This window comes from Labrys sp. KB_33_2, assembly GCF_052114505.1.
GTDB lineage: Bacteria > Pseudomonadota > Alphaproteobacteria > Rhizobiales > Labraceae > Labrys.
The window spans coordinates 165,874-190,845 of record NZ_JBFREW010000006.1 but is presented as its reverse complement, the minus strand read 5'-3'; the positions used below and the strand labels follow the sequence as shown (position 1 = coordinate 190,845).

Here is a 24,972-nt window from a genome sequence, read left to right as displayed (position 1 = left end):
TGCTTTTCGCAACGTCGCATCACACTTTATCCTGATTATCAACGCCAACGTCCATCTCTAAATTGGCGTCAGGGTCGAGCGCAGATTGCTAACGACCCGCCACCCGACCAAACTCACGACGGAGAAGAACAATGGCTGTCGAACTCCCCAAAACAATTGCCGAATATTTTGCCGCGGACCGAGCACAAGCCGCAGGAGCTCTCTTGCAATGCTTCACCGAAAATGCGGTGGTCCGAGACGAGGGGAATACCTATGCCGGTCGCGGTGCGATCCGGCAGTGGAAGGCAGGTGCTTCCCAAAAATACCCTTACATCGTCGAACCTTTCTCGATTGGGCGCGAAGGCGATCGGACGGTCGTTACGGCCCATCTCGTCGGCGATTTCCCCGGCAGCCCGGTCGACCTGCGCTACTTCTTCGTTCTGGAGGGCGAAAAGATCGCGGCGTTGGAGATTGTGCCGTGAGCGCAGATGCCCAGAGCCCGAGGAAGGACACGAGCGGCATCCCATTTCTTACCTTGAAGGGGAAACGGGCGTTGATCACGTCCGGCACGCGCGGTGCCGGTGCGGCGACAGTCGCGCTCTTTCGTGAACTCAGCGCTCAGGTGCTGACGACGGCACGCACCCAGCCCGCGGACTTGCCTGACTCGCTATTCGTCGCTGCCGATCTGACCAGTGCCGATGGCTGCGCCGCATTGGCTGCCGCCGTACGGGAGCGAATGGGAGGCTTGGACATCATCGTCCATATGTTGGGCGGCTCTTCTGCTCCCAGCGGTGGTTTCGAGGCTTTGACCGATGAGATTTGGCGCAAGGAACTTGATCTAAATCTCATGCCGGCGGTTCGCCTGGATCGCGAATTCGTTCCAGACATGGTGTCGCGCAACACCGGCGTCGTCATCCACGTGACATCCATCCAACGTGAACTGCCTCTGCCGGAAGCAACGACGGCATACGCGGCGGCAAAGGCGGCTCTGTCGACTTACAGCAAGAGCCTTTCAAAGCAGGTATCCCCCCACGGCGTCCGCGTCGTTCGGGTGTCCCCCGGCTGGATCGAAACCGAGGCATCCATTCAGTTGGCGACGCGGCTGGTCGCGGACCATGGCGGGGACGTCGAGCAAGGCAAGAAGATGATCATGGAATCGCTCGGCGGGATACCGATAGGTCGGCCCTCGAAACCGGAGGAAGTCGCAAGCCTGATCGCTTTCCTGGTGTCCGATCGTGCAGGCACCATCACTGGGACCGAATATGTAATCGACGGCGGAACCGTGCCGACAGTTTGAAAACCCAATTGGCGGCCTAGACAAGACCGTCTTACGCAGGCGCGGATCGGCGCTTGTCGCGATTAGCGGGGGAACATTCTTGGTGGGCAGATAGGTAAGTGGTCTAGATTATCACGCATTTCAGATGCGCGATAATCCGACGGTATTTTTAGGACGAGCGATGTGCTCACGGTATTTGCTGGCGTGATTTTTGTTAGCAAAAGTGCAGTTTTGAAGGTATTTCTGAAGCACAGTTTGTGGGGCTAGTAGCCATCCTAAGAATTGCCAAACTTCGACCAACGGGACGAATTATAGCGATTGATCTCGAAACGCCGACTTCAAGGAAGGTTGCAAAATCGTCAATGAAATCAATAGCTCGAAATTTTGACGGCACACGCAACGGCATCCCAAAACACGAAAAATACTTTGACCAAGGAAATCAACTATTTATGATAGGTGGCCCTGGCGTAGAATTTCGCAGAAGATGTAATGATTTGCGGGCAGGGTAGACTGATAGCGCGGGGCACATCATCAATGGAATTGACAAACCAATCAAGTCATTGAAATCGTTAAATTTATCGGAGCGCCTGGCGCGGCTCGCAGCTTGTAGCAGATCACGCTGACGGTACTTTCCTGCGCGTCAATGCTTTGAAATATATAAGGAAAATTGCCCGGAGCATGACATTTCCGCGCTGACGGCACTTTAGTTGTCGACATACATAGTTCCAGCTTTGGCTGCGGTGCCGGTCGATGTTCCGGACCCGATCGCATGTCGTCGGATGGCGCCGTCGCATCACATATCAGATGTTGTTCCGACTGCTGCTGGATCTGCGATGGAGAGAAGCGTCGACCGCATCCAGGCGGGAGCTTGGACTGCGGTGGATGCCGGCGTCCTTTTATCGTTGGAAGAAAGATGAGGTGCTGCGATCTGTGCAAGCTCGGCAGCGCGCGCCGGCCCAGCATGACGAAGCGCATGGACGACGGTCCCAGGCAAGCTGCCCGGAGCAATCAAATGCTTATCCTCCCGCGTGGTCGTTGCCACCGTGCGCGGCGATGAACATGGCGACGGCGGACCGGCAAAAGGATTCGATTTCGTTGTCGTCCTCTGCTCTCGCCTGATCGAAGCGTGCGATAATCAAGAGATCGGATCCTTTGATAAGCGCGGCAAACAAGCGGGCGGATCGGAGAGGATCGGGCACGTTCAGAACCGCCTTCGCGTGCAACTGACGCAACAGGGCCTCGATTTGGGCGATGACATAGGCGGGGCCGGCTTCGTAATGGAGCTTGCTTAACGACTTTTGCTGCGTCTTGTCGGCCATAATCAGGGCTTCGACACTGCGGACGTCCGGGCTCAACAGCGTGCGAAGCAGGGATGTTCCCACTGCCATGAGCTGATCTTCGGCCGAACCGTCGACGCCCTCAATAAGGGCCTGTGGTGCAAACTGATGGCAGTGGGCCGCGATGGCCGCGCTGAACAGCGCCTCCTTGTTCTCGAAGTGCCGATAGATGCTGAGCTTGGATATCCTCGCTCGCTGGGCGACCTTGTCCAATGTCGTCGCTTGAAAACCCAATTCCACAAAGAGTTCGCTCGCGGCGTCGACTATCGTTTGGCCCAGCGCCTCGTTGGCGGGCCGGCCGCGCCGGCCCTGGCTGTTTTCGGTCACAACAATTCCAGTCCTTGACAGTATCCTAATTCATGATTTATGATACCATATAGTATCTAAAAGATGCAAGCGAATGCATAGGTGTCCTCTAAATCAAGTTTCCCCGGGCCGCCCGGCGATATCGAATGCGGCATCGTCCGGCCGGTCAACACAGTGATGGGCGGCTTTCTCGTCGCTGTCGAAGCTCTCGCTGCCCGTCTCGAGCGCGTATCGCTGGACGCTATTTCGCGCTAGGCCCAGCCCAACCCCCTCCATCCACAACACGGAGCCCATCACCATGGATGACGTCATCATCATCGGCGGCAGCTTTGCCGGTCTCGCCGGCGCCCTGCAGCTCTGCCGTGCCCGCCGCAAGGTCACCGTTCTCGATACCGGCCTGCCGCGCAACCGCTTCGCTGGCCACTCGCATGGCCTGCTCGGCCACGATCACAAGCCACCGCTGGACATCCTGGCCGAGGCGCGGCAGCAGCTGGCGCGTTATCCCACGGTCAGGCTGGTCAATGCCCGGGCCGACAGCGTCTCCGGCGCCATCGACGACTTCTCCGTCCTCACTGGCGATGGCGAAAGCCTGGGGGGGCGCCGCCTGATCCTGAGCTATGGCGTTGCCGATCAGATGCCTGATGTTCCGGGCTTTGCCGAAAGCTGGGGCACATCCATCGTGCCCTGCCCCTATTGCGATGGCTTTGAAGTCGCCGACCAGCATTGGGGCCTCGTCTGGTCCGGCCCGCCGTCGCACAATTATGTCAGGCTGTACCACGATTGGACCGACACGTTGACGGTCTTCGCCGATGGTTACGACATTGCACCCGATATCCGGGCCGATCTGGCGCGCCGCAACATACCTGTCGTTGATGGCCGGATCACCGAAATCGCCCGTCACGGGGGCCATAATGCCACCGTCAAGGTCGATACCGCTCCCGATGTCGCAGTCGATATCTTGTTCGCGCATCCGCGCAACAAGCCGTCCGCAAGCCTGCATGAATCACTGGGACTCGCCACGGTCAATACGCCCCTCGGCATCGCCCTCAAGGTCGACGAGCGCCGCGAAACCAGCACGCCCGGCATCTACGCCGCCGGCGATCTTGCAAACCCGGCCATGGCGTCGGTCACCACGGCAATATCGCAGGGCGCGACGGCCGGTATCTCTGCCCAGCAGTCGATGCTCGCTTGAGTGCAAGCAGCTTCGATCACCCCAGTTGCAATTTCACAATGGACAGGAGTGCCACCAGGGCCGCCATAAAACATTCAAACCTCTAGACGAGAAGTTTCCGTTTGAGCGCCAACTCGGTATCGCGGCGGCGCCTGTCGCTCATCAACCTCTTCACGGTCGATCCCGCCGACGAAGCGGGCTTCCTGGACGCTTTCAAGGCGGCTGCCGAGATCATTACGAAGCAACCGGGCTTCATTTCCATGCAACTGCATCGAGCGATCGGCGATAGCCCGACTTACCTGAACTATGTGGTGTGGGAATCCACCAAGACGGTCCACGCCGCCTTCACCCATCCCGAATTCGTCGCGAAACTTCCAACATATCCGTCATCCGTTGTAGCGAGCCCGCACCTGTTCCAGAAGGTCGCCGTCCCCGGCTTTTGCACGGCTTGACTCCGGAAATATGGCAAGGCGCGATGGCGGGTATCTTCGCCAGCAGTCGATGCTGGTTTGAGAGCACTGATTGGAGATGAGCATGGCCGTCGAAGCGGACAGCGCTGGTGTGCGCTTCCCTCCGCCTTTCGTCTATCTGGGAGCGCTGTTGTTGGGGCTGGCGGCGGAGCGGTTCGTCACCATCCGCTCTTTCGGTATCGACTGGCAGTTGCTGGTCGCGACGGGCGCGCTGCTGTTCGTTGCCGGCGCGGCGATGATGCTTGCGGCGGCGGGGCTGTTTCGGCGGCTGGGCACCAACGTTCCGCCGTCGCAGCCAACGACCCTCATCGCAACGACCGGTCCTTATCGGTGGACCCGCAATCCCATGTATCTCGGCATGGCGCTTAACTATGCCGGCCTTGCAATCGGCTTCGACGGGCCGATCGCCTTCGCCTTGCTCCCGTTGGTGCTTATCGGGATCCAGACGCAGGTTATTGCCCGCGAGGAGCGCTATCTCGAAGCGAAGTTCGGCGACGACTACCGCCGCTACAAGGCCGAGGTTCGCCGATGGCTCTGACTATTCCGCCGCTGCCGACTGCGGGACCGCGAAACCAGCATACCCGGCATAGCCGCGGGCCACCCTGAAGGTTGCGGGCCTGTATCACGACCAACCGACTGGCCGACTGACCTCTCAGTACACCCCGCGCGGGAGGAGGCGCACATGTCCAAGACCAGAAACACCGAAGCCCGCATCAGCAATTCTCGTCCGACCATTCTTGGAAAAGGCTGACACACATGGAGTTCGAACACGTCACCTTTCACGCTTTGCAGGGTGGTGATCCCGATGGCCAACCGACGATCGTCTTGCACGGCTTCCCGGACCAGCCGCCGACCGCGAAGCCCTTCCTTGCCGACCTCGGAGCCCTTCGACTTCGCAGCTGGAAAACAGGAACGGTCAGAGGCAACGCTTCAATGTTGTGCCTGCAGCGCTCGCGCGGGTTGGAGAACCCATCGTCATTGGCGCGGTCCTTGCTGGGCATCGCCTGCAGACGACCCCGTAAGAATGTTCTCGGCGGCTGCTTGCAGGAATCGCTTCGACAGTTCCTCGTCGTTGACGGCCCTCGAGAGGACCATCGCACCGACCATGGTCGAGAGAATTGCCATGGCCTTGTCGCTGGCTTCCTTGCTGTGGGCCTCGCCAACCCATGGGCCGAGCATTTTAAGGTAATCCTCGATGCCGGCTTCGAACGATGCCTTCACCTCCGCGCCCTGCCTGGCGGCATCCGAGCCGAGCGCAACGACCGGGCAGCCCTCCATCTTTTCCCCGCGATGGTCCATGCTGAGATAGAACGCGATCACCGCAGCAAGCGGGTCTTGCGGATCGGCGGCGGCCGCGGCTGACCATCGGAGAAAGGCACTCTCCAATGCCCGCCTGGACGCTTGGGCAGCCAGGTCGTCCTTGGACGCGAACTGCTTGTAAAACGCGCCCTGTGTCAGCCCGGCGCTCTCCATCAGATCCTTGAGGCCAATGCCGTCAAAGCCGCGTTCTCGAAAGAGGCGGCTGGCAACATCGATCACAGTCTGCCGGTTTTTCTCAGCCTGAGCGCGACTCACACGCATTGCCCATCTCCAAAATTAGATTGCGTTCAACATCTATATTCAATATAGAGTGTGAATGCAATCTAATTTGGCGAGACGACGGGCATGAAAAAGAGACCCGCAATTATGTTGGCCGGCGCCCTGATCGCAGGGCTGGGGGTGGTGGCATTCGTCACGCATTCCCTTCTCGCACAGGAGGCTGCCGTCGGGGGCGACCCGAGACAGGAAGCTCCGATCGTCAGACTGGTGACGGCCACGCGGGTGACTGCTTTTGAACGCGGCTTCACGGGCATCGTCGGGGCCAGGGTGCAGAGCAATCTTGGTTTTCGAGTTCCCGGCAAGATCGTGGAACGGCTGGTGAATGTCGGTCAACGGGTCGAGGCCGGTCGGCCATTGATGCGCATCGACGAAACGGACCTGCACCTTGCGCTGACGGCGAAGCTCAATGCTGTGGCGGCAGCACGCGCTGTCCTGGCTCAGGCGGGCGCGGACGAGAGGCGCTATGCTGTTCTGGTTAAGGACGGATTGGCGGCAACACCGCAGCGTTATGAGCAGGCGAAGGCGGCGTTCGATACCGCGACGGCACAGCTTGCTGCCGCTGAAGCCGATGCGAGGGTCGCGGAAAATGAGGCGACCTATTCGGTCCTGGCTGCGGACACAGACGGCACCGTGGTCGACACGCTCGGCGAGCCGGGCCAAGTGGTTTCTGCCGGCCAGACCGTGGTTCGGCTTGCCCAACTGGGCCCACGCGAAGCGGTGGTTGCGCTTCCTGAAACGATCCGACCGGCGATCGGCTCGCTGGCAGAGGCCAGCGTGTATGGGAGCGATGAACGTCGCTACATGGCACATCTCCGGCAGCTATCGGATTCCGCCGACGCCCAGACCCGCACTTATGAAGCCCGCTATGTGCTCGACGGCGAGGCCGCGGCGGCACCGCTGGGAGCAACTGTAACCATTCAACTGGTCAATCAGGCGAGCCAGCCTGAGGTGGAGGTACCACTCGGTGCTGTGCTGGATAATGGTCAGAGCACTGGCGTCTGGGTTCTGAATGGCGCCACCTCGACGGTAGAATTTCAGCCCGTCAAGCTAGTGCGCGTGACCAGCGAAACCGCGGTGATTTCAGGACTGAGGTCAGGGGCACCGGTTGTTTCGCTCGGAGCTCATCTTCTGCAGGAGGGCGCTCGCGTCCGGACTGCTTCTGGAAGCGGGAGCAACCGATGAGCCTCAATCTGTCCGCGCTTGCGGTTCGCGAACGCGCCGTCACCCTATTCTTCATCGTGCTTCTAGCTGCCGCCGGCGTCTATGCTTTCGTCAAGTTGGGGCGGGCGGAGGATCCATCCTTTACTATCAAGACACTGACGGTCACGACCGTATGGCCGGGCGCGACCGCGCGTGAGATGCAGGATCTCGTCGCCGAGCCGCTCGAAAAGCGTATCCAGGAGCTGACGTATTACGACCGGGTCGAGACGACGACACGGCCAGGCTATGCCTTTCTGACGGTCACGCTGAAGGACAGCACGCCACCCTCCGCGGTTGAGGAAGAGTTCTACCAGGCCCGCAAGAAGCTCGGAGACGAAGCGCGGAATCTGCCGCCTGGAGTCCTCGGCCCGTTCGTCAACGACGAATATTCCGATGTGAGCTTCGGCCTCTACGCGCTAAAGGCCAAGGGCATGCCGATGCGCGAGCTTGTGCGGCAGGCCGAGGTGATCCGACAGGATCTTCTGCATGTGCCCGGCGTCAAGAAGATCAATATCCTCGGCGAGCGCCCCGAACAGATCTTCGTCGAGTTCTCCTATGCCAAGCTCGCCACGCTTGGAGTATCGGCGCAGGACATAGCCTCTGCCCTGCAGCGGCAGAACACCGTCACGCCGGCGGGTTCGATCGATACACGTGGCCCGCAGGTCTTCATCCGGTTCGATGGCGCCTATGACAGCGTCCAGGCGATCGCCGATACCCCGATCGTTGCTGGCGGACGCACGTTGAAGCTCTCCGACATCGCAGATGTGCGGCGCGGTTATGAAGATCCTGCGACTTACATCATCCGCCATGAGGGTGAGCCCACCGTCATGCTCGGGGCGGTGATGCAGCAGGGGTGGAACGGCTTGGAGCTCGGCAAAGCCCTGGATGAGAGATCGGCGGCCATCGCACAGACACTGCCTCTCGGAATGACGCTCGCCAAGGTCAGCGACCAGGCGGTGAACATCGAAGAAGCGGTTGGCGAGTTTATGCTGAAATTCGTGATGGCGCTCGGCGTCGTACTGTTCGTCAGTCTGGTCGCACTCGGCTGGCGGGTTGGTATCGTCGTGGCCCTGGCTGTCCCGCTGACGCTTGCCGTTGTGTTCCTCATTATGCTGGAAACAGGCCGGTTCTTCGACCGCATTACGCTCGGTGCGCTCATTCTGGCGCTCGGTCTTCTCGTCGACGACGCTATTATCGCCATTGAGGTGATGGTGGTGAAGATGGAAGAGGGCATGGACCGCATCAAAGCGGCCGCCTATGCCTGGAGCCATACGGCAGCACCGATGCTCTCGGGCACGCTCGTGACAATCAACGGGCTGATGCCGGTTGGCTTTGCCAGTTCGAGCGCCGGCGAGTACGCGGGCAACATCTTCTGGGTCGTCGGTTTCGCGCTGATTGTTTCCTGGATCGTGGCGGTGATCTTCACCCCTTACCTCGGCGTCAAATTGCTACCTGCGATCAAGCCAGTCGAGGGCGGCCATCACGCCATCTACGACACGCCGAATTACCGGCGCCTACGCGGCGTGATCAAATTCACCGTGCGCCACAAGTTCGTAACCTGCGCCGTCGTTGGCGTCGCCATGGTTCTCTCTGTCGTTGGAATGGGAGCGGTGAAACAGCAGTTCTTCCCGACGTCGGATCGTCCCGAGGTGCTGGTGGAAGTGCGCATGCCGGAAGGCACGAGTATCGAGGCAACGACGGCTGCGGTCGAAAAGCTCGAAGGCTGGCTGAAGGACGAGCCCGAGGCAAAGATCGTCACGAGCTACATCGGGCAGGGTGCTCCGCGCTTCTTCTTTGCCATGGCGCCGGAATTGCCGGACCCCGCCTTCGCCAAGATCGTTGTTCTAACCCCCGATGCGGCGGCACGTGAGACGTTGAAGCAGCGGCTCCGCGATGCGGTTGCACAAGGGCTGGCGCCCGAAGCCTTTGTTCGCGTCACGCAGCTCGTATTTGGTCCCTACACGGCATTTCCCGTCGAGTTCCGCATCACGGGACCGGATCCTGCACAATTGTATCAGATTTCCGAGAAAGCCCTCAACATCATGCGGGGCGTCGCGGACGTGCGGCAGGCAAACCGCGACTGGGGCAATCGTACGCCTGTGCTTCGCTTTATCCCTGACCAGGATCGGCTTAACCTGATTGGCCTTTCGCCGGCCGAGGCAGCCCAGCAGATGCAATTGCTGCTGACGGGTATTCCGATCACGCAGGTTCGCGAGAACATTCGCAACGTGCCGGTGGTGGCGCGCAGCGCCGGCGAAAATCGCCTTGATCCGGCACGCCTGGTCGATTTTTCGCTGATGAGCCGGGATGGCCGCCAGGTTCCGCTCGATCAGATTGGCCATTCCGAAATCCGGTTTGAGGAACCGATTCTGAAACGCCGCGATCGAACGCCGGTCATCACGATCCGGTCCGACATCAACGAGGCGACGCAGCCCCCCGAGGTCTCACAACAGGTCATGAAGGCACTTCAGCCTCTGATCGCTTCGCTTCCAGTGGGTTATCGCATCGAGATGGGTGGAAATATCGAGGAATCGCTCAAGGCCAATGTCGCGCTTGTCAAGATATTCCCAGCTATGATCGCTGCCATGTTGATCGTGATTATCGTGCAGGTTCGCAGCCTCTCGACGATGACCATGGTCATGTTGACGGCACCACTCGGTCTTGCTGGCGTGGTTCCGACGTTGCTTATGTTCAATCAGCCCTTCGGGTTCAATGCTATCCTCGGACTGATAGGACTGGCCGGAATCCTGATGCGCAACACCTTGATCCTGACTGAGCAGATCAAGGAGAATCAAGCGGCCGGGCTTGACGATTATCATGCCGTCATCGAGGCGACGGTTCAGCGGACGCGCCCCGTGATTCTGACTGCACTGGCTGCTGTTCTTGCGTTCATTCCACTTACACACTCAGTGTTCTGGGGATCAATGGCCTATACGCTGATCGGCGGCACGGCGGCCGGCACCGTGTTAATCCTGCTGTTCCTTCCAGCGCTCTATGCCGCGTGGTTCCGGATCAGGCCGCCTGCGGATGAAGTCCATGAGGGTTCGAAGGAGGAACCGGAACGGCAAGCAGCAATGGCCGCCGAGTAGGCTCTGTCGTCGGAGGAGACGGGTCGCAGATGAAGAGGTTGAGGGCGGTACCACCTTTGTCGCGAAACACTCTTCCGTCGCGATGGAAGTTTGCGTGCGGATCAGGAGTATGACCTCGCTTCCGTCGGCGTCTGCGAACGCTATCAGCACGCTCCCGTAATATGAATCCTACCTGCTGCGGGTAGAGAATTATCGGCGCATTGAGCTTGACTGCTGGCAGCCTCTCTGGCGGATCGCCGGCATATTGCTCAAGTGAACTTTTCGATCGTGTCCCTTGGAGCAGTAGGTCGACGGATCAAGATTGCTGGGCGATCAAACAATCGAGTGGGAATGATGGGGGGTGTACTGCTGAGTAGTATTGGATAGCATTGGACCCGAGGTCGGCCACGGCGGCGTCGAGCGCTTCCTGCCGGCGGCCGAAGATGAAGACGAAGGCGCCCTCTTCGATGAAGCGTTTCGCTGCGGCGCGGCCGATGCTGGTGGCGCCACCGGTGATCACGGCGGTCTTTCCATTCAATCTGTTCATGTGATGCACCCTTTGGTCGTTCGGGGACGCCCCGGAGAACCGCAGCATGGGTCCACCGCAGTCAGGCTTTGAGTGCGGAAGCGTGCACATAGGTGGTGCAAAAACGATCCGGTTGGACGACTGAGGCCAGCCGCGACGACTGGTATCGCCCGTTCAGAATTTGGCCGCGCTCGTTGACATAAGCTATGATGACCGCCCGTACTGCTGTATGGCGCATGAGATACGGGCTTTGGAAGGCGCACCGCGCGGTGCCGGATTGCACCATGATCGACTGGGATGACATTCGCTACTTTCTTGCCGTGGCGCGCGGAGGCTCGGTGCGCGCTGCCGCCGAGAGCACCGGGGTGTATCACTCGACCGTGCTGCGACGCATCGCACAGCTCGAGGAACGCCTCGGGGCACAGATGTTTGAAAAGTTGCCTTCGGGCTACCGCCTGACGGCTGCGGGCGAGGAGGTCCTCGAGCTCGCGAATCAGATGGAAGCGTCGTCGCACCAGCTGGAGACGCGCGTCTTCGGTCGCGACCAGAGCGTGCGCGGGCTTCTGCGGGTGACACTGGCACCGACCCTCGCGACACACCTGCTCATGCCGGACTTCGCCGAGTTCGCGCGTCTGCATCCGGACATCGAGATGGATATCTTGTCGTCCGGCGAGCTGGCAAATCTGGCCAACCGAGAGGCCGACGTGGCGATCCGCGTCGTCTACGACCGCAAAACCCTGCCGCTCAATCTTCATGGCCTGAAGGGACCGGAGCTATTCGGCGCCGTCTACATGTCCCGGGATCGACTAACCGCGTGGCGTGCGGGTGCGGCTGATCCCATCCGGTGGATCGTCATAAGCAGTCATGGCATTCCAGATTGGGCCAGCGAGGGTGAGGTTCGTACCACGGGTGTTCCATTCAGGACCACGGACGGCGAGGCGCAGATCGTTGCTGTACGGCAAGGGCTCGGGATCACGACACTGCCGTGCTTCGTCGGAGATGCCGACTCCTTGCTGGTGAGGGTGCCGGGTTCCGACCTGCACATGTACGGAACGCTCTGGCTTCTCACACAGGGCGAGACACGCAAGACGAAGCGCGTGCGGCTCTTCACCGAGTTCGTATCCCGCAGGCTCGCCTCGTACGCGCCGCTTCTCGCGGGGCTGTCCCTATCGCGCGACTGACGCCCGCTCGCCAGAGGCATATCGATGTAAAATGCTCGATATCCGACGGGAGTTCGCCGACGCGTTGCCATCGGCCCATGCGCCAGCACGCGGTGATCTCCAATGTCGATTTCAGTCGAACGAAGCAGGAGATTATTGAATGGCACTCGAACTCATCAACCCGGATGATCTGCCAGTTCCAGAAATGTACACGCAGATTGTCGTCGCGACGGGATCCAAGCTGGTATTCATCTCAGGTCAGCAGCCCGAAGACATACATGGCAAGCTCGTTGGGCATGGCGATTTCGCGGCGCAAGCGCGCCTGGCATTCGGCAATCTCGGCCGAGCGCTCACGGCAGCAGGTGCTCGGCCCGAGCACGTCTGCAAGATCACAATCTACATTGTCGATTATAACCGCGATGAACACGTTCCGATCATCGAAGAAGCGCAGATTTCGTTGTTTGGAGATCACAAACCAGCGAATGTGGTGGCCGGGGTAGCGATAATGTCTCCAGGTTACCTCATAGAGGTTGACGCGATAGCGGTCATTGACGAGGTCGTTAGAAACTAGGCGCCGCGGAAAATCTTCGCTGCTCATTGGACAACGACCTGTTGGCCTCCAGCCGCCGCCGTCAGAGAGCCTATTTCAGCGGCAGAAAAAGTTCCGCCACCACCTCATGCTCCGGTACCTCCGGGAAGAAGTTCAAGCGCTGGCAATAGATCGGAAAGTCGCGTGCTTCCTCGCCGCTGGCCGGAAGCCAGTCGCGATAGAGGTAGAGTGCGGCGGGCTCCAGATTGTCGGTGTTGCCGACCACGCGCAACACCGCGCAGCGCCCGCCGGGGATCTCGCCGGCCTTGATCGCCTCGCCATGCGCCGCGATCGGTTGGCAGGTCCCGGCGCATAGGTCTACGCTGTAATCGGCAGGCGAGGCGGGACGCCGCTCCGAACGCCAGACAGTGAAGGTCGGACTTGTCTTAGGATGCAGGCCCGTGGCCTTTCGCCACGTGATGAAGCGCTGGATGGTGGCGCTGAGCGTCGCCGGGTCACCCCGATGCTCCATGATTGCCACCGGGGTCGGTGGCACATCGCGGATCGTCACGTCGTCGTGGCTAAAGGTCTTCTGCATGAACTTGCTCCTGGCATTGTCGAAAGGCCCGAAGGCCGCAAGCCACGGCTCCCAGTCGGGAGACTTCCTGAACGAGGAAGGCGACTGCCCGAAGCGTTGCCGAAAGGCGCGGGCGAAAGCCTCCGGTGCATCGTATCCGGCATCCATCGCGATCTCCGTGACGCGTTCGTCGTATCTGTAGGCCAGCCGGTATGAGGCGCGCTTCATGCGGGCAAGCTGAACATAGCGATGCACGGATAACCCGAAGGTCGCCGTAAACTGCCGGTGGAAATGAAACTTCGAGAAGGCTGCGGCACCGCTCAGAACATCAAGATCGAGATCGTCACCGAGGTGCTGGTCGATATAGTCCAACACTCGCTGCATCCGCCCTTGATAGTTCCGAAGCGTTGCGGTCATTTCGTCCTGGTCTCCGTGGCAGCCCAAACTAGATCCCCCAGGCAACCCAGCGCTCGACCGATCTTGCGGTTTGGGTGATCCGCCGAAAACTTCCAACGACCGCTTGCCGGCGGACTGATTCAGGAATGAATGGGCGTAATGACTGCACCCCGCGCCATGGCGCATCGCCGCGTGCTTTTATCCGTCCCGTCTCATCGGGCATTAGCGGATGCGGTTCTGTTCGGCCATGTCGCGCGCGAACTTGCCTGGAGGGCAACCGAGACGTTTGCGAAAAGCGGTGCTGAATGCGCTGGCTGATTCATAGCCAATTTCATCGGCGATCCGATCCAGGGACTTCGCCCCATGCGTGAGAGCGTCCTTCGCGATCGCCATGCGCCAACGCACCAGATATTCGATTGGCCCACATCCCAAGACCTCCCCGAACCGTGCCGCGAAACCTGACCGCGATATGCCGGCCATCCTGGCAAGATCGGCAACCGTCCAGTTCGCGCGAACATCGGCATGCATCGCTTGCAGCGCCCGGGCGAGTGCCGGGTCCTGCATGCCGCCGAGAAGACTCGCAGGCATCGCCCGGTTGCCGATGCTACGCCAGCGAAGGGCTTCGACCAGCAGTGCCTCGAGCATACGATGGACAATCAGTTCCTTGCCCGGATAGTCGGTAGCGCATTCTTCAGCGAGCAGATCGATCAGGCGGCCGAAGCGTGTCGCTCGTCCCTCGGAAGCCGGGATGTGGATGAGGCGGGGCAACAGAGCCAGCAGGAGCGGTGCATTCACCCGAGCGAATGCGAAGCTGCCGCCGAGGGCGATCAGGTCCGGAGTGCCTTCCCGTTCGCCATGCCGGACCGCTTCGTTTCGCGGTTCCACCGGGACGCATTCGAGACCCGGCTCGCTGGACAAGGAGAATGCGGGCGTCGTCGGAAGGAGCACGAAATCGCCCTGTGCAAGCCGGAGCGGCTTTTCGCCGTCGAGGCTCAGCCAGGCTTGCCCCTCCAAGATGATCGTGAACCCGGGCGCGTCATGCGCTCGATAGCGCACGCCCCAGCGTCCGCGCGCCGTGATCGGCTTCGCGACTGCGGCAGTCGGCCGGAGCAAACCGATGATATCGCTGAGAGGATCCATTCTGGACGATTCATAATAGATACTGGATTATGAATTATATATCGTCCAGTCGTGCCTGTCTATCTTGGGAATATGAAACTCAAGGAGACAGACAATATGGGCAAGACGATCCTCATCACCGGCACGTCCTCGGGTTACGGCAAGGCGACCGCCGAGTATTTCCTTCAGAATGGCTGGCATGTCGTCGCCACGATGCGACGCCCCGACCCGAATGTGCTTGGCGGCGTAACCGGCCGGCTGCGAGTGCTGCCGCTGGACGTCACGAACGAAGAGAGCATAGCTGCACTGATCGACGCTGCGGGCCCGATCGATGCGCTTGTGAACAATGCAGGCGTGGGCGGTGTGGGCGCCTTCGAAGTCATGCCGATGTCGTTGATCCGTCAGCTCATCGAGACCAATACGATTGGCGTCATGGCCATGTGCCGCGCGATAATCCCACAAATGCGGACACGTCGTACCGGCACGATCGTCAACGTGACGTCGAGCGTAACGCTTGGGGAGTTCCCACTCGCTGCCGCCTACACCGCATCCAAGCAGGCGGTCGAGGGGTTCTCCGGTTCGCTCGCTCATGAGCTTGGTTACTTCGGAGTGCAGGTGAAGCTCGTCGAGCCGGGTTATGCGCCAACCACCCGGTTCGGCGCCAATGCCATCGTGCCGGTCGAGGAGCTGCTCCCGGGAGACTATGCTGAGTTTGCGCGGCCGATTCTTGACGCCTTCGTGAGGCCGGCAATGACCACGCGAGAAAGCGATGTCGCCCAGGCTGTGTGGGCTGCCGTCCATGACGCTTCCGGCCAGCTCCGCTTCCCCGCGGGGCCCGATGCCGTAGCTCTGGCACAAGCACGCTGACATGGCTCCGTCCCGGGCTCACCGGCCGGGACGGGCAATCGCCTTCCTCGTCGATATCACCTGCTCCGACGCGTTGAGCCCTTAAGGAGGCCAGCCCGCTTTCCGCGACGCTGGCATGTTGGCTTCTCAGACATCTAAATCATTAGCATTGATTAATTGATTAGTAGTTGCTAATTGATTCTCATGACTGAGACAGTTGCCATCGATGCCGTCATGCGCGCCCTTGCAGACCCCACCAGGCGGGCCGTGTTCGAGCGCATCGCCGGATCCGGCGAGATCACGGTAGCCGAGCTGACGCAGGGCAGCGGCGTGACCCAGGGTGCGATTTCCCAGCACCTCAAGGCGCTGAAACTGGCCGGCCTCGTCGCCGAACGGCCGGAAGGGCGCAAAGTCTACTATCGCGCCGAACCCGGCGGCCTCGAACCGCTGGCTGATTGGATGAGCCATTACAGCCTGTTCTGGCGCCAGCGCTTCGCCAATCTCAGAACTCTCTTGAAGGAGATCGATCCATGAATGATCTGGCCTTGAAGCCGCACACGCAGGAGATCGTCGTCGACGAGGTCTTCCCGCATGCACCCGAAACCATCTGGAAAGCGTTGACCTCGGGCGATCTGATCGCGCGCTGGATGATGGCGCCGGCCGATTTCGCAGCGATTGAAGGGCAGCGTTTCACCTTCACCACCGCGCCGGCCGGCGAATGGGACGGCGTCATCCACTGTCAGGTGCTCGACGTGCAACCGAATGAGCGGCTCGCCTATGCCTGGAGGGGCGGGCATGACAGCAATCCCGGCTATGGCTCCCGCCTCGACACGGTGGTGACCTGGACGCTGAGCGAGGCAGAAGGCGGTACGCGGGTGCGCCTCGTCCATGCGGGCTTCGTCACGCCGAAAAACGATACGGCCTACAAGAATATGAGCGATGGCTGGAAGAAGGTGCTGCGCAATCTCGGCACCGTCGTGGCCGGCAGCAAGGATTGAGGCGAGGAGGACGAGATGAGCAAGGCCTATACCGGCGGATGCGCCTGCGGGGCTGTCCGCTACGAGATCACGGCCGAACCGGTGTTCAGCAATGATTGCCAGTGCCGCGACTGCCAGCGCGAGAGCGGCACGGGCCATCAGTCCCACCTGACCTTCCCGCGGGAAGGCGTGACGCTTACCGGGGAGGGGCGGCCCTGGGACATGGTGGCCGATAGCGGCGACAGGAAGACCCGCTATTTCTGCCCCACCTGCGGATCGCCGGTCTATCTGACCTTCTCGGCCATGCCGCAATTTTTCGCGGTGCGTGCCGCGAGCCTCGATGAACCGAGCCGATACAAGCCGCAGGTGGTGACCTATACCGGCGTCGGTTATGCGTGGGACTATCTTGATCCGGCTCTGCCGAAATTCGAGGGGATGCCGCCCAGGTGAGGGGCTCTTCTATGGTCGGCTGGGCCGTTGACATGCGTTCTTGTTTTGTTCTAATGTTGACTGCAGACGCATAAGAACGGGAGGAAACGATGTCAGATACGTTGGATCTCTTCGGTGCTCCGCCACGCAGACCCAAACGAGGTGAGAGATTGTTCTACACACTGCTTCCCCAAAAGGAGGACGCGCATCGACTCGGACAGTTTGCCCGGCACTTTGTTGATGAGAATCATTTTTGCGGTCGCTTGCTGCGTGAAGATCGTCTCCATGTGTCAGTGCAACAAGTCGGCGATTACAGGCATCTCAAGACGTCGCTCATCCATGCTGCAATCATGGCAGGTGATCGTGTGTGCATGTCTGCCTTTGAGGCAACGCTCGATAGTGCCATGTGCTTTGATGCGATCCCAAAGCGAGAGAGGCCTTTGCGCTACCCCGTGGTTCTGCGCGGTCAAGGAAGTGGACTGTTCGAACTTCACTGCAGGCTAGGTGCTGCCATGTGGCAGCATGGCCTGCGAGCCTCCTTCGGCTTCACTCCTCATATGACATTGTTTTATGGTGAAAGGCCGATATTGACTCGGCCAATCGAACCTATTCACGTCCCCATTATGGACTTTTGTCTAGTTCATAGCAGGTTGGGATTGACCGAATATCGAATTCTCAAGCGCTGGCCGCTGGTCAAACGCAAGACATTGTTGCACTGACATGCCTTGTGCGTCGCCGTTCGGTCGTTGCTCTGGATGCAACCGGCTCGGATTGGTTGGAGGTAAGGGGCGAATATGGCCACAGATAAGACGGTCGGGGAACCCTGATGCCGCCCGTCACCGTCGATCCCGCCAAGGTCCGTGAATTCGTGGATGACGCGAGCTTCTATACCTGGCTCCGCGACCACCACGACAGCCAAAGCGAAGTTTGGATCAAGATCCACAAGGTGGGCTCGGGTCTCGCCTCGATCACCCCCAAGCAGGCGATCGACGTCGTGCTCTGCTGGGGCTGGATCGACGCGGTGCGCAAGGGGCTCGATGAGCGCAGCTTCCTGCAGCGCTACACGCCGCGCGGGCGCAAGAGCATCTGGAGCCGGATCAATGTCGACAATGTCGCCCGGCTGATCGCCGAAGGCCGCATGACCGAACACGGGCTGAAACAGGTCGAGGCCGCCAAGGCGGATGGCCGCTGGGACCGGGCCTATGAGAGCGGCAAGGATCTCAAGATCCCCGACGACCTCCAGGCTGCGATCGAGGCCGAGCCGGAAGCGCTGAAGATGCTGGGTGCGCTCAGCGCACAGAACCGTTTCGCACTGGCCTTTCGCATGCACAATGTGAAGACCGAGGCAGGGCGGAGGAAGAAGATCGAGGCCTTCGTCGCCATGCTCAAGCGCGGCGAGACGATCTATCCGCAATCGAGGAAATGAGGCAGCAGCCTCCTCGTACACTGCGCCGGCTCAGAAGAACTCGTCGAGCAGCAGATAGAAGGCCATGCGGTCCGGATCCGGCGTGATGCCGTAGCGGGCGAAAAAGCGCTCGATCAGAACCGCGCCAAAACGATCGCGAATGCTGCGCGTCGCCAGTGCCAGGTCCTGGTGACGGTCGGCAAGGCCGGCCCGGGCGCAATCGATGAAACCGGAAAAGACGCCCTTGTCCGCCAGCAGGTTTTCCAGCGTCGCATCGCCATGCGTGACGACGAGCTCTTCCAGCCGGGGGCGTTGGAGCTGCAATTCTGCGAAGACGTCGGCCGCGGTCTGACCGGTGCGCTCCTCGTCGAAGTCTTCCTCGTCGACGAGACCGGCCTTGACCCGCGCTTCGGCGAGGGCGATGCGGCTGTTGGCGCAGTGGTCGAACGGACAATCGGCAATATCGAGGGCGTGCAGGTGCCGCAGGGCATCGGCGGCGATATCGACCGCCTGCTCCGGGGTGAGACCGGTTCGAGATGACAGGACGGCGCCAGGAATGGCACTCATCAGCAGCCAGTGCCGCCCACCATGCCGGGCCTCCGCCAGGGGCTTTGGGCAGAGTATGCCGCGTGCGCTCAGCCATTCCAGGCGCGGCCCCTCATCCGGCAATTCGCCGAGGGATGAGAGCTCCTCGGTCTTGACGAACAGATCAGGCTTGCCCGGCGCTTCGAGGCGAAAGACGCCTGCGCCGGAGGCTCCCGCCGACTGGGTCTTCCAGCCATAGCCCTTGAGATCGCCGCGCCAGTCGGCGGGTATATCCAATGCCGGTTTCATCGGCGCGATCGTCCTGTTCCCATGCGATGGCCGTCTGGCCGACTCTCGTCACTCTGGCCCGATTCCCTGGACGGAAAGATGGCGACTGGATGAACGCTCAGGCGGGCAGAACCTCGGCGACGACCCCGTTTTCGGCAACGACCACGCCACCCCGCAGCACGAGCTTGCGGCGCGGGCGATTGATCACGGCTTCCTCTACGCTCGGCGTGTCGATGACGACGAGATCGGCCGGTGCGCCCGGTGCCAGGCCATAGCCCGCAATGCCGAGCGCCCTGGCCGGTTCGATGGTGGCGAGGTCGAGGGCCAGGCGCAAATCGTCATTGGCATAGAATTCCTGCCTGGCAGCGACGATGGCGGCACGATCGAGCATATCGCCATTGCCGAAGGGGGACCAGCAGTCACGAATATTGTCGGAAGCGGCGAAAAGGGTGACGCCGTGGCTGCGCAGTGCTTTCACCGGCGGCACCGGCACGGCGGCCGGGCTCGAGGTCATGATCGCCACGCCGGCGCGCGCCAGGGCGTCTGCCGTTCTGGCGAAGCTCTCGGGAGACTGATCGCCAAGGGAAAAGGCATGGCTCACCACCACTCGCCCCTGCAGGCCGAGAGCTTCGGTACGCCTGGCGATGTCGCGCAACTCGGCGCCGCCGGTTTCGCCACCGTCATGCAGGTGGATATCGACAGCCTTGCCATGCTTTTCAGCGAGAGCGAAGACGATGTCGAGCTGGCCCGGGACGTCATGGTCGAAGCCCTCGGGATCGAGCCCACCGATCAGGTCCGCACCGGCGGCGAGGGCTGCATCGAGCAGGTCGGGGGCGCCGGGCTCGCTCACGACGCCGCTCTGGGGAAAGGCGACGATCTCGATGTCGGCCCAAGGTCTCCAGCGTTCCCGCACGGCGAGCAACGCCTCCAGATTGGCGAGCTTCACGTCATTGTCGATGTCGACATGGCTGCGCACCCTCGTGGTGCCGTTGGCGACGAGGCGGCGCAGGAGATTGGTGGCGCGGGCTTCGACGGGCAGAGGCACGGCATGACGGGCGACACGCTCAGCGGCGATGCGCTCACGCACGCTTTCCCCCGGCACATGCGGGACTAACGGCGCCCCCATATGGGTCTTGTCGAGATGGATATGGCCGTCGATGAAGGCCGGAAGCAGCAAGGCACCGGCGAGATCGCGCCGATCCGGATCGGTAGCCGGGAGGCCAGGCGCTGTGATCGAGGCTATCCGGCCGTCGACGATTTGTACATCTGCCCGGCGTCTGTCGGGCAGGGTGGCATTGGCAAGCAGCATCAGATGAGTCCGAGACGTTTGGCGGCAACGTAGTTGTAGAGCGGATCGCGATAAAGCTTGAACTCCTCGGAGGCCGAGAAGCTGAGGCTGAGATCGTGCTCGTCGTCATGCTTGACGGCCTCGGCGAAGATCTCCGGCCAGTCCGGCACCTTCTGCCGACGCCATTCTTCCACTTGTTCGGCAGCCGGAATGTCGGGAAAGCCGATCTTGGGAATAAGCGAGGCGATGGCCTGCCAGAAGCGGCGCATCGGCACGGCCGGATCGGGCGAGCGGGGCGCCATCATGCGCAACCAATGGGTGCCGGTTAGGGCGTGCAGGAGAGAAAAGTCGCCGGTCGCAGCGAAGAGCGCGAGCGACAGGCGGGCGAAGCGGTCCATGGTGTCGGGACCGATGGCCAGCATGTCGTGTACGTGGGCGAATTCGGGCTTGGCGGCGACCGCTCGCATAGTGTGCCAGAGCAGGTCGCATTCGGTGACGATATGGCGGAAGGAGGCAGGCCCATACATATAGGCCAGCACGTCGAGCGGATCGCCGGTTGTACCGGCTTCGCCCCGGCCTGTGCCGAGGTCGAGATAGGTAGCTGCCCAGTAGGCCAGCGCGATGGCGGTCTCCTCGTCATTGTCTGTCCAGGTCGCATAGGCCATGCGCATGAAGGCATGCATGGCACTGGCGGCAAAGCCGTCGAACAGGAGCGGCAGATAGAGCCGGGCCGCCGGCGTAGCGCCGAGCCGCCTGACTTCCACCTGGAAGAAGGTGCGATAATCGCCCTCCCTTTCGCGATCGCCGAGAGCGTCTCGCCAGTTTTCCCGGCTGATCGTCTCCTTGGCAACGGGCACCGGCACGAGGCCGTTCTGCACGCGATAGATCTCGCAGAACTCTTCCAGCCGCCGGTCATTGGCGCCCATCCGCTGCATCGCCACCAGGATCATAGGCAGGTGGTTGGCGAGCATATACGGAAACTCAGCGCTCCATTGCTGCGACCAGCCGATGCAGCGCATGAGCGTATCGCTTGTCCCGGCTGCTCTGTGTGGTGCCGACATCGAATCCTCCCCAATCCGAACATGCTTGCTTTGCCGACGAGGCCGGCTGTGCGTTCCCTGATGCTTGCGGGGGAATCTACCTTGTCCTTGCCGACCAGAAAAGCACCATGCGCAACAAACCAAACAAAATTATGAAAGATTTTGTCCGAAGTTGCGAGAAATGGTGATTGTCCTTTTGCTAGGTTGCAAAAAAATGTTTGAGTGTGGTCGAATTTCTCACATTCTGATTGCGCGCAGAAAATGCAATGATAGCCTCCCGGTTGCGAGGGTGTAACGGAGGGGACCCACGATGAACATGACGGCAAAATGCCGCTCTCTTTTGCTGGCGGGATTTCTAGTGTTTGCGGGCGCGGCGCAGGCCCAGGAGCGCTTCGACGGCGTCACGCTCAGCCTGGCATCGCAGAACGACCAGTTTGCGGTGATACTGGCTGCAATGGCGCCGGATTTCGAGAAGGCGACCGGCGCCAAGGTCAATGTCGAGATCCTGAGCTATCCAGAACTCTTGACCAAGATCACGGCCGATTACGTTGGCCACACCAAGGGCTACGACATCGCCACCACCGACATCGTCTGGTCGGGGCAGTTCGCAGAAGCCGGCTACACCGTCGACCTGACCGAATGGATCAAGCGCGATGCCGCCGAGATCAAGGTCGACGACATCTATCCCAGCCTGATGAAGGGGCTCGGCGGCTACAAGGGCAAGCAGGTTGCCTTTCCTTTCGCCGGCTATGCCAATGTGCTGGCCTATCGCAAAGACCTCTACGAGGCTGCCGGCCTGAAGCCGCCGGCGACGATGGAAGACTACATCGCCGACGCGATCAAACTGACCGATCCGGCCAAGAAGACCTTCGGTTTCGTGGCCAATGGCCAGAAAGGACCGGCGGTGGCGCAGGACTGGATGCAGTACAACTTCCAGCTCGGCGGTTCGATCCTTGGCCCCGACGGCAAGCCGGCGCTCAATTCGGCGGCGAATATCCAGAGCGTCGTCGACTACAAGAAGCTGTTCGACAAGGCGGCTCCTCCCGGCGCGGCCGACTATGACTGGGGAGCGCGCGAGGAGAGCTTCCGCCAGGGCATGGCCGCCAATATGCAGACATGGTCGATCGGCGCCGCCGGCTATGACAACCCGGAAATCTCCAAGGTTGTCGGCAAGGTCGGCATCATGCTGACGCCGGCCCGCGCAGGCAAGGAGCCGGAATACGGCATCGGAGGCTGGGGGCTCGGCATCAATGCCGATATCGACAAGCGCAAGCAGGAGGCGGCCTGGGCCTTCATCAAGTGGATCACCAGTCCGGCGGTGCACAAGGAGTTCAATCTGCGCGGTGCCGGCAGCTATCTGCGCAAGAGCGAGATGACGGACAAGGACCTTCTGGCGAAGTTCCCGTTCCTGCCCGTATTGGCTACCTCCTTCGAGCATGGCAATGTCGATTTCCGGCCGCGTATTCCGCAATATCCGGAATTGCAGGATCTGATCGGCTCCGCCGTCAATGGCGTGCTGGTCGGCAATGCCGATCCCAAGGCGGCCTTGGACGATGCCCAGGCCCAGGCTGAAAAGCTGTTCTGAGCCTGCAGGTCGCCAAAGCAAGGTTGCGCTGTCCCCCATGGCTGCGCGACCATGCCGGCGCCTGTCTTCTCGCCGACGATTCCGGAGAGCTTGAACTTGGAAAGTCCCTCATCGAGCCTCGCCGGAAGCACTCGCTCGGCTAAAGCGAAGCCTCGCCGCCTGTCCTATGCGCGCAAGCGCCAGCTTTTCCTGATCCTGCTGGCGGCTCCCGCCATACTTTATGTTCTAGCCATCGCGGTCTGGCCGATGGCGCAGGGAATTCTGTACTCCTTCGAGGAATATAGCCTGGTCCGCCCGGCGGGCCGCCATTTCGTCGGCTTGGATAATTACGTCGCCCTATGGAGCGACAAGACCGCACGCCAGGCGCTGATCAACACCTTCATCTTCACCATTGGCGCTGTCACCCTCGAGTTTGTCTTCGGCCTCGGCATCGCCTTGCTGCTCTGGCGCGACGATCTGTTCAACCGCATCGCGCTTGGCCTGCTGCTGATCCCGGCAACTGTCACGCCACTGGTCGTTGGCCTTATCTTCAAGGCCATGCTCAACGCCGACTATGGCGTGCTCGGCTATTTCCTGGCCGAGGCCGGTATTTCGGGCCCACGGGGCCTGCTTGCCGATCCGACTTTTGCTTTGCCGACCCTGATCGCCGTCGACGTCTGGGAATGGACGCCGCTGATGGCGCTGATCCTGCTGGCGGGGCTCAAATCCCTGCCGACGGATATCCTTGAGGCGGCGCGGGTCGACGGCGCCACCAGCGCGCAGCGTTTCATCCTGATCATCCTGCCGCTCCTGCTGCCGGCAGCCTTCCTGGCGCTCGTCCTCAGGATGATGGATGCCTTCCGTGTCTTCGACATCATCTATGTCAGCACCAGCGGCGGGCCCGGCGATGCCACCACCACGCTGATGATCCATGGCGTCAAGCAGGGGCTGGAATTCTTCAATATCGGCAGGGCTTCGGCCGTGAGCAATCTGATCACCGTGTGTATCGGTGTGATGGCGGCCCTGTTCATCTTCGTAGTCAGGCCGGCGAGGAACCGCAATGCTTAGGACCGCCGCCGACAGGGGATTGTGGGCACGGCGCGCTGCCCTGATCGTCATCCTCGCCATCGCGCTCTTTCCGATCCTGTGGCTATTCTCCACGGCCTACAAGCCTGCGAGGGACATCTTCACCACGCCGCCGCAGCTCTTCTTCGAACCGACCTTCGCGAATTTCGAGAATGTATTCCGGCTTTTCGACCTGTGGTCCCTGGTGAAATCGAGCCTGATCATCTCGATCGGCTCGACCTTGTTATCGCTGCTGCTCGGCGTTCCCGCCGGCTACGCCCTGGCCCGCTCCAAGAATCCGAAGGCCGTGTGGCTCGCCTATTTCTTCCTGGCCATCCGCACCGTGCCGCCGGTGGCAACCTTGATCCCCTTCTATCTGATGATGCGCGACATCGGCCTGCTCGGCACCTGGTGGGCGGTGATCCTGCTCAACACGGCCCTGAACAGCGCCTTCGTGGTGTGGATGATGTTCTCCTATTTCCGCGCCTCACCAGTGTCGATCGAGGAGGCCGCCCTGACCGACGGCAGCAATGACTGGAACACCTTCCTGTTCACGGCCCTGCCGTCCGTGGTGCCCGGCATCATCGCCAGCGCCATCTTCTGCATCATGTTCTCCTGGAACGACTTTCTCTATTCGATGTTCCTGACGCGGGCCGACAGCAAGCCGATCTCGGTGGCGCTGCTCTCGGCCTACGGCACCAAGGACATTTCCTGGGGCACGCTCGGTGCGCTGGCCCATTTTTCCACCCTTCCCATCGTCTTGATGATGATCCTGCTCAATCGCTATTTCGTGCAGGGCCTGACCAAGTCGGCCCATTAGTCGAAGGTTCCG

General features: G+C 61.0%; 25 protein-coding genes and 2 pseudogenes. 19 read left to right on the top strand and 8 right to left on the bottom strand.

The window, feature by feature from the left end; all coding sequences use genetic code 11:
- Window positions 1–131: 131 nt before the first annotated feature.
- Together AB4037_RS13205 and AB4037_RS13200 are read left to right on the top strand one after the other, a co-directional pair.
- The gene (locus AB4037_RS13205; protein WP_441771827.1) at window positions 132–461 is read left to right on the top strand and encodes a nuclear transport factor 2 family protein; all 330 of its coding nucleotides are present in this window, start codon (window positions 132–134) and stop codon (window positions 459–461) included.
- 38 nt (window positions 462–499) lie between these two features.
- Window positions 500–1,276 carry an SDR family oxidoreductase gene (locus AB4037_RS13200; RefSeq protein ID WP_434959642.1) on the top strand — a complete coding sequence of 259 codons (777 nt, stop codon included), beginning with the start codon at window positions 500–502 and terminating at the stop codon, window positions 1,274–1,276.
- 995 nt (window positions 1,277–2,271) lie between these two features.
- Here AB4037_RS13200 and AB4037_RS13195 read toward each other — a convergent pair.
- A complete protein-coding gene (locus tag AB4037_RS13195) occupies window positions 2,272–2,919 on the bottom strand; it encodes a TetR/AcrR family transcriptional regulator (protein WP_441771826.1) in 648 nt (215 codons plus the stop codon).
- Between the two features lie 81 nt (window positions 2,920–3,000).
- Between AB4037_RS13195 and AB4037_RS13190 the strand changes: the two genes are divergently transcribed.
- From AB4037_RS13190 to AB4037_RS13175, 4 genes and pseudogenes are all read left to right on the top strand, one after another.
- Window positions 3,001–3,153 carry a hypothetical protein gene (locus AB4037_RS13190; protein WP_434956581.1) on the top strand — a complete coding sequence of 51 codons (153 nt, stop codon included), beginning with the start codon at window positions 3,001–3,003 and terminating at the stop codon, window positions 3,151–3,153.
- 43 nt (window positions 3,154–3,196) lie between these two features.
- Entirely contained in the window at window positions 3,197–4,090 is an 894-nt protein-coding gene (locus tag AB4037_RS13185; RefSeq protein ID WP_434956580.1) for an NAD(P)/FAD-dependent oxidoreductase, read from the top strand.
- Window positions 4,091–4,115: 25 nt separating this feature from the next.
- Window positions 4,116–4,521 (top strand): annotated as a pseudogene (locus AB4037_RS13180) (antibiotic biosynthesis monooxygenase family protein).
- 82 nt (window positions 4,522–4,603) lie between these two features.
- Entirely contained in the window at window positions 4,604–5,077 is a 474-nt protein-coding gene (locus tag AB4037_RS13175; protein ID WP_434956579.1) for a methyltransferase family protein, read from the top strand.
- Between the two features lie 437 nt (window positions 5,078–5,514).
- Here the strand turns inward: AB4037_RS13175 and AB4037_RS13170 are convergent, their stop codons facing one another.
- Complete coding sequence (locus AB4037_RS13170) at window positions 5,515–6,120, bottom strand: TetR/AcrR family transcriptional regulator (RefSeq protein ID WP_441771825.1); 606 nt, start codon at window positions 6,118–6,120, stop codon at window positions 5,515–5,517.
- 84 nt (window positions 6,121–6,204) lie between these two features.
- Between AB4037_RS13170 and AB4037_RS13165 the strand changes: the two genes are divergently transcribed.
- Both AB4037_RS13165 and AB4037_RS13160 read left to right on the top strand, forming a co-directional pair.
- A complete protein-coding gene (locus AB4037_RS13165; RefSeq protein ID WP_441771824.1) occupies window positions 6,205–7,320 on the top strand; it encodes an efflux RND transporter periplasmic adaptor subunit in 1,116 nt (371 codons plus the stop codon).
- Window positions 7,317–10,427 (top strand): efflux RND transporter permease subunit, encoded by a 3,111-nt coding sequence (locus tag AB4037_RS13160; RefSeq protein WP_441771823.1) that lies wholly within the window; start codon window positions 7,317–7,319, stop codon window positions 10,425–10,427. The genes AB4037_RS13165 and AB4037_RS13160 overlap by 4 nt, the downstream gene beginning before the upstream one ends.
- A 364-nt stretch (window positions 10,428–10,791) precedes the next feature.
- Here AB4037_RS13160 and AB4037_RS13155 read toward each other — a convergent pair.
- Window positions 10,792–10,953 (bottom strand): annotated as a pseudogene (locus AB4037_RS13155) (SDR family NAD(P)-dependent oxidoreductase); the annotation flags it as partial.
- Between the two features lie 263 nt (window positions 10,954–11,216).
- Here AB4037_RS13155 and AB4037_RS13150 point away from each other — a divergent pair.
- Together AB4037_RS13150 and AB4037_RS13145 are read left to right on the top strand one after the other, a co-directional pair.
- Complete coding sequence (locus AB4037_RS13150; protein ID WP_434956575.1) at window positions 11,217–12,113, top strand: LysR family transcriptional regulator; 897 nt, start codon at window positions 11,217–11,219, stop codon at window positions 12,111–12,113.
- A 139-nt stretch (window positions 12,114–12,252) separates the two neighbouring features.
- Window positions 12,253–12,663 carry a RidA family protein gene (locus tag AB4037_RS13145; RefSeq protein ID WP_441771822.1) on the top strand — a complete coding sequence of 137 codons (411 nt, stop codon included), beginning with the start codon at window positions 12,253–12,255 and terminating at the stop codon, window positions 12,661–12,663.
- Window positions 12,664–12,733: 70 nt separating this feature from the next.
- Here AB4037_RS13145 and AB4037_RS13140 read toward each other — a convergent pair whose 3' ends face one another.
- Both AB4037_RS13140 and AB4037_RS13135 read right to left on the bottom strand, forming a co-directional pair.
- Window positions 12,734–13,615, bottom strand: coding sequence for an AraC family transcriptional regulator (locus tag AB4037_RS13140; protein ID WP_441771821.1), 882 nt, complete (start codon window positions 13,613–13,615; stop codon window positions 12,734–12,736).
- Between the two features lie 201 nt (window positions 13,616–13,816).
- Complete coding sequence (locus AB4037_RS13135; RefSeq protein WP_441771820.1) at window positions 13,817–14,734, bottom strand: AraC family transcriptional regulator; 918 nt, start codon at window positions 14,732–14,734, stop codon at window positions 13,817–13,819.
- A 96-nt stretch (window positions 14,735–14,830) separates the two neighbouring features.
- Here AB4037_RS13135 and AB4037_RS13130 point away from each other — a divergent pair, with 96 nt between their 5' ends.
- The 6 genes from AB4037_RS13130 to AB4037_RS13105 all read left to right on the top strand — a co-directional run bounded on the left by AB4037_RS13130 (window position 14,831) and on the right by AB4037_RS13105 (window position 18,391).
- Window positions 14,831–15,580, top strand: a complete 750-nt coding sequence (locus tag AB4037_RS13130; RefSeq protein ID WP_441771819.1) for an SDR family oxidoreductase — start codon at window positions 14,831–14,833, stop codon at window positions 15,578–15,580.
- A gap of 183 nt (window positions 15,581–15,763) precedes the next feature.
- On the top strand, window positions 15,764–16,093 hold the full coding sequence (locus tag AB4037_RS13125) for an ArsR/SmtB family transcription factor (protein WP_434956570.1): 330 nt from the start codon (window positions 15,764–15,766) through the stop codon (window positions 16,091–16,093).
- The gene (locus tag AB4037_RS13120) at window positions 16,090–16,557 is read left to right on the top strand and encodes an SRPBCC family protein (RefSeq protein ID WP_434956569.1); all 468 of its coding nucleotides are present in this window, start codon (window positions 16,090–16,092) and stop codon (window positions 16,555–16,557) included. Before AB4037_RS13125 ends, AB4037_RS13120 begins: the two co-directional genes overlap by 4 nt.
- A 15-nt stretch (window positions 16,558–16,572) precedes the next feature.
- On the top strand, window positions 16,573–16,986 hold the full coding sequence (locus tag AB4037_RS13115) for a GFA family protein (RefSeq protein WP_441771818.1): 414 nt from the start codon (window positions 16,573–16,575) through the stop codon (window positions 16,984–16,986).
- A gap of 89 nt (window positions 16,987–17,075) precedes the next feature.
- Complete coding sequence (locus AB4037_RS13110) at window positions 17,076–17,684, top strand: 2'-5' RNA ligase family protein (RefSeq protein WP_441771817.1); 609 nt, start codon at window positions 17,076–17,078, stop codon at window positions 17,682–17,684.
- A gap of 107 nt (window positions 17,685–17,791) precedes the next feature.
- Window positions 17,792–18,391: a YdeI/OmpD-associated family protein gene (locus tag AB4037_RS13105; RefSeq protein WP_441771816.1), complete on the top strand. Its 600-nt coding sequence runs from the start codon at window positions 17,792–17,794 to the stop codon at window positions 18,389–18,391.
- Window positions 18,392–18,421: 30 nt separating this feature from the next.
- Here AB4037_RS13105 and AB4037_RS13100 read toward each other — a convergent pair whose 3' ends face one another.
- The 3 genes from AB4037_RS13100 to AB4037_RS13090 all read right to left on the bottom strand — a co-directional run bounded on the left by AB4037_RS13100 (window position 18,422) and on the right by AB4037_RS13090 (window position 21,532).
- Window positions 18,422–19,204 carry an APH(3') family aminoglycoside O-phosphotransferase gene (locus tag AB4037_RS13100; RefSeq protein ID WP_441771815.1) on the bottom strand — a complete coding sequence of 261 codons (783 nt, stop codon included), beginning with the start codon at window positions 19,202–19,204 and terminating at the stop codon, window positions 18,422–18,424.
- Between the two features lie 97 nt (window positions 19,205–19,301).
- The gene (locus AB4037_RS13095) at window positions 19,302–20,492 is read right to left on the bottom strand and encodes an amidohydrolase (protein WP_441771814.1); all 1,191 of its coding nucleotides are present in this window, start codon (window positions 20,490–20,492) and stop codon (window positions 19,302–19,304) included.
- Complete coding sequence (locus AB4037_RS13090; protein WP_441771813.1) at window positions 20,492–21,532, bottom strand: questin oxidase family protein; 1,041 nt, start codon at window positions 21,530–21,532, stop codon at window positions 20,492–20,494. Before AB4037_RS13090 ends, AB4037_RS13095 begins: the two co-directional genes overlap by 1 nt.
- Before the next feature lie 289 nt (window positions 21,533–21,821).
- Here AB4037_RS13090 and AB4037_RS13085 point away from each other — a divergent pair, with 289 nt between their 5' ends.
- The 3 genes from AB4037_RS13085 to AB4037_RS13075 all read left to right on the top strand — a co-directional run bounded on the left by AB4037_RS13085 (window position 21,822) and on the right by AB4037_RS13075 (window position 24,960).
- Entirely contained in the window at window positions 21,822–23,096 is a 1,275-nt protein-coding gene (locus tag AB4037_RS13085) for an ABC transporter substrate-binding protein (RefSeq protein WP_434956562.1), read from the top strand.
- A gap of 159 nt (window positions 23,097–23,255) precedes the next feature.
- The gene (locus AB4037_RS13080; RefSeq protein WP_441771916.1) at window positions 23,256–24,143 is read left to right on the top strand and encodes a carbohydrate ABC transporter permease; all 888 of its coding nucleotides are present in this window, start codon (window positions 23,256–23,258) and stop codon (window positions 24,141–24,143) included.
- Complete coding sequence (locus AB4037_RS13075; protein ID WP_434956560.1) at window positions 24,136–24,960, top strand: carbohydrate ABC transporter permease; 825 nt, start codon at window positions 24,136–24,138, stop codon at window positions 24,958–24,960. Before AB4037_RS13080 ends, AB4037_RS13075 begins: the two co-directional genes overlap by 8 nt.
- Window positions 24,961–24,972: the final 12 nt, after the last annotated feature.

What these genes read in the sequence shown, in the direction of transcription:
- AB4037_RS13205 (WP_441771827.1), top strand. Translation starts at nt 132, where the DNA reads ATGGCTGTCGAACTCCCCAAAACAATTGCCGAATATTTTGCCGCGGAC.
- AB4037_RS13185 (WP_434956580.1), top strand. Translation starts at nt 3,197, where the DNA reads ATGGATGACGTCATCATCATCGGCGGCAGCTTTGCCGGTCTCGCCGGC.
- AB4037_RS13175 (WP_434956579.1), top strand. Translation starts at nt 4,604, where the DNA reads ATGGCCGTCGAAGCGGACAGCGCTGGTGTGCGCTTCCCTCCGCCTTTC.
- AB4037_RS13170 (WP_441771825.1), bottom strand. Translation starts at nt 6,120, where the DNA reads ATGCGTGTGAGTCGCGCTCAGGCTGAGAAAAACCGGCAGACTGTGATC.
- AB4037_RS13165 (WP_441771824.1), top strand. Translation starts at nt 6,205, where the DNA reads ATGAAAAAGAGACCCGCAATTATGTTGGCCGGCGCCCTGATCGCAGGG.
- AB4037_RS13160 (WP_441771823.1), top strand. Translation starts at nt 7,317, where the DNA reads ATGAGCCTCAATCTGTCCGCGCTTGCGGTTCGCGAACGCGCCGTCACC.
- AB4037_RS13150 (WP_434956575.1), top strand. Translation starts at nt 11,217, where the DNA reads ATGATCGACTGGGATGACATTCGCTACTTTCTTGCCGTGGCGCGCGGA.
- AB4037_RS13145 (WP_441771822.1), top strand. Translation starts at nt 12,253, where the DNA reads ATGGCACTCGAACTCATCAACCCGGATGATCTGCCAGTTCCAGAAATG.
- AB4037_RS13140 (WP_441771821.1), bottom strand. Translation starts at nt 13,615, where the DNA reads ATGACCGCAACGCTTCGGAACTATCAAGGGCGGATGCAGCGAGTGTTG.
- AB4037_RS13135 (WP_441771820.1), bottom strand. Translation starts at nt 14,734, where the DNA reads ATGGATCCTCTCAGCGATATCATCGGTTTGCTCCGGCCGACTGCCGCA.
- AB4037_RS13130 (WP_441771819.1), top strand. Translation starts at nt 14,831, where the DNA reads ATGGGCAAGACGATCCTCATCACCGGCACGTCCTCGGGTTACGGCAAG.
- AB4037_RS13125 (WP_434956570.1), top strand. Translation starts at nt 15,764, where the DNA reads ATGACTGAGACAGTTGCCATCGATGCCGTCATGCGCGCCCTTGCAGAC.
- AB4037_RS13120 (WP_434956569.1), top strand. Translation starts at nt 16,090, where the DNA reads ATGAATGATCTGGCCTTGAAGCCGCACACGCAGGAGATCGTCGTCGAC.
- AB4037_RS13115 (WP_441771818.1), top strand. Translation starts at nt 16,573, where the DNA reads ATGAGCAAGGCCTATACCGGCGGATGCGCCTGCGGGGCTGTCCGCTAC.
- AB4037_RS13110 (WP_441771817.1), top strand. Translation starts at nt 17,076, where the DNA reads ATGTCAGATACGTTGGATCTCTTCGGTGCTCCGCCACGCAGACCCAAA.
- AB4037_RS13105 (WP_441771816.1), top strand. Translation starts at nt 17,792, where the DNA reads ATGCCGCCCGTCACCGTCGATCCCGCCAAGGTCCGTGAATTCGTGGAT.
- AB4037_RS13100 (WP_441771815.1), bottom strand. Translation starts at nt 19,204, where the DNA reads ATGAAACCGGCATTGGATATACCCGCCGACTGGCGCGGCGATCTCAAG.
- AB4037_RS13095 (WP_441771814.1), bottom strand. Translation starts at nt 20,492, where the DNA reads ATGCTGCTTGCCAATGCCACCCTGCCCGACAGACGCCGGGCAGATGTA.
- AB4037_RS13090 (WP_441771813.1), bottom strand. Translation starts at nt 21,532, where the DNA reads ATGTCGGCACCACACAGAGCAGCCGGGACAAGCGATACGCTCATGCGC.
- AB4037_RS13085 (WP_434956562.1), top strand. Translation starts at nt 21,822, where the DNA reads ATGAACATGACGGCAAAATGCCGCTCTCTTTTGCTGGCGGGATTTCTA.
- AB4037_RS13075 (WP_434956560.1), top strand. Translation starts at nt 24,136, where the DNA reads ATGCTTAGGACCGCCGCCGACAGGGGATTGTGGGCACGGCGCGCTGCC.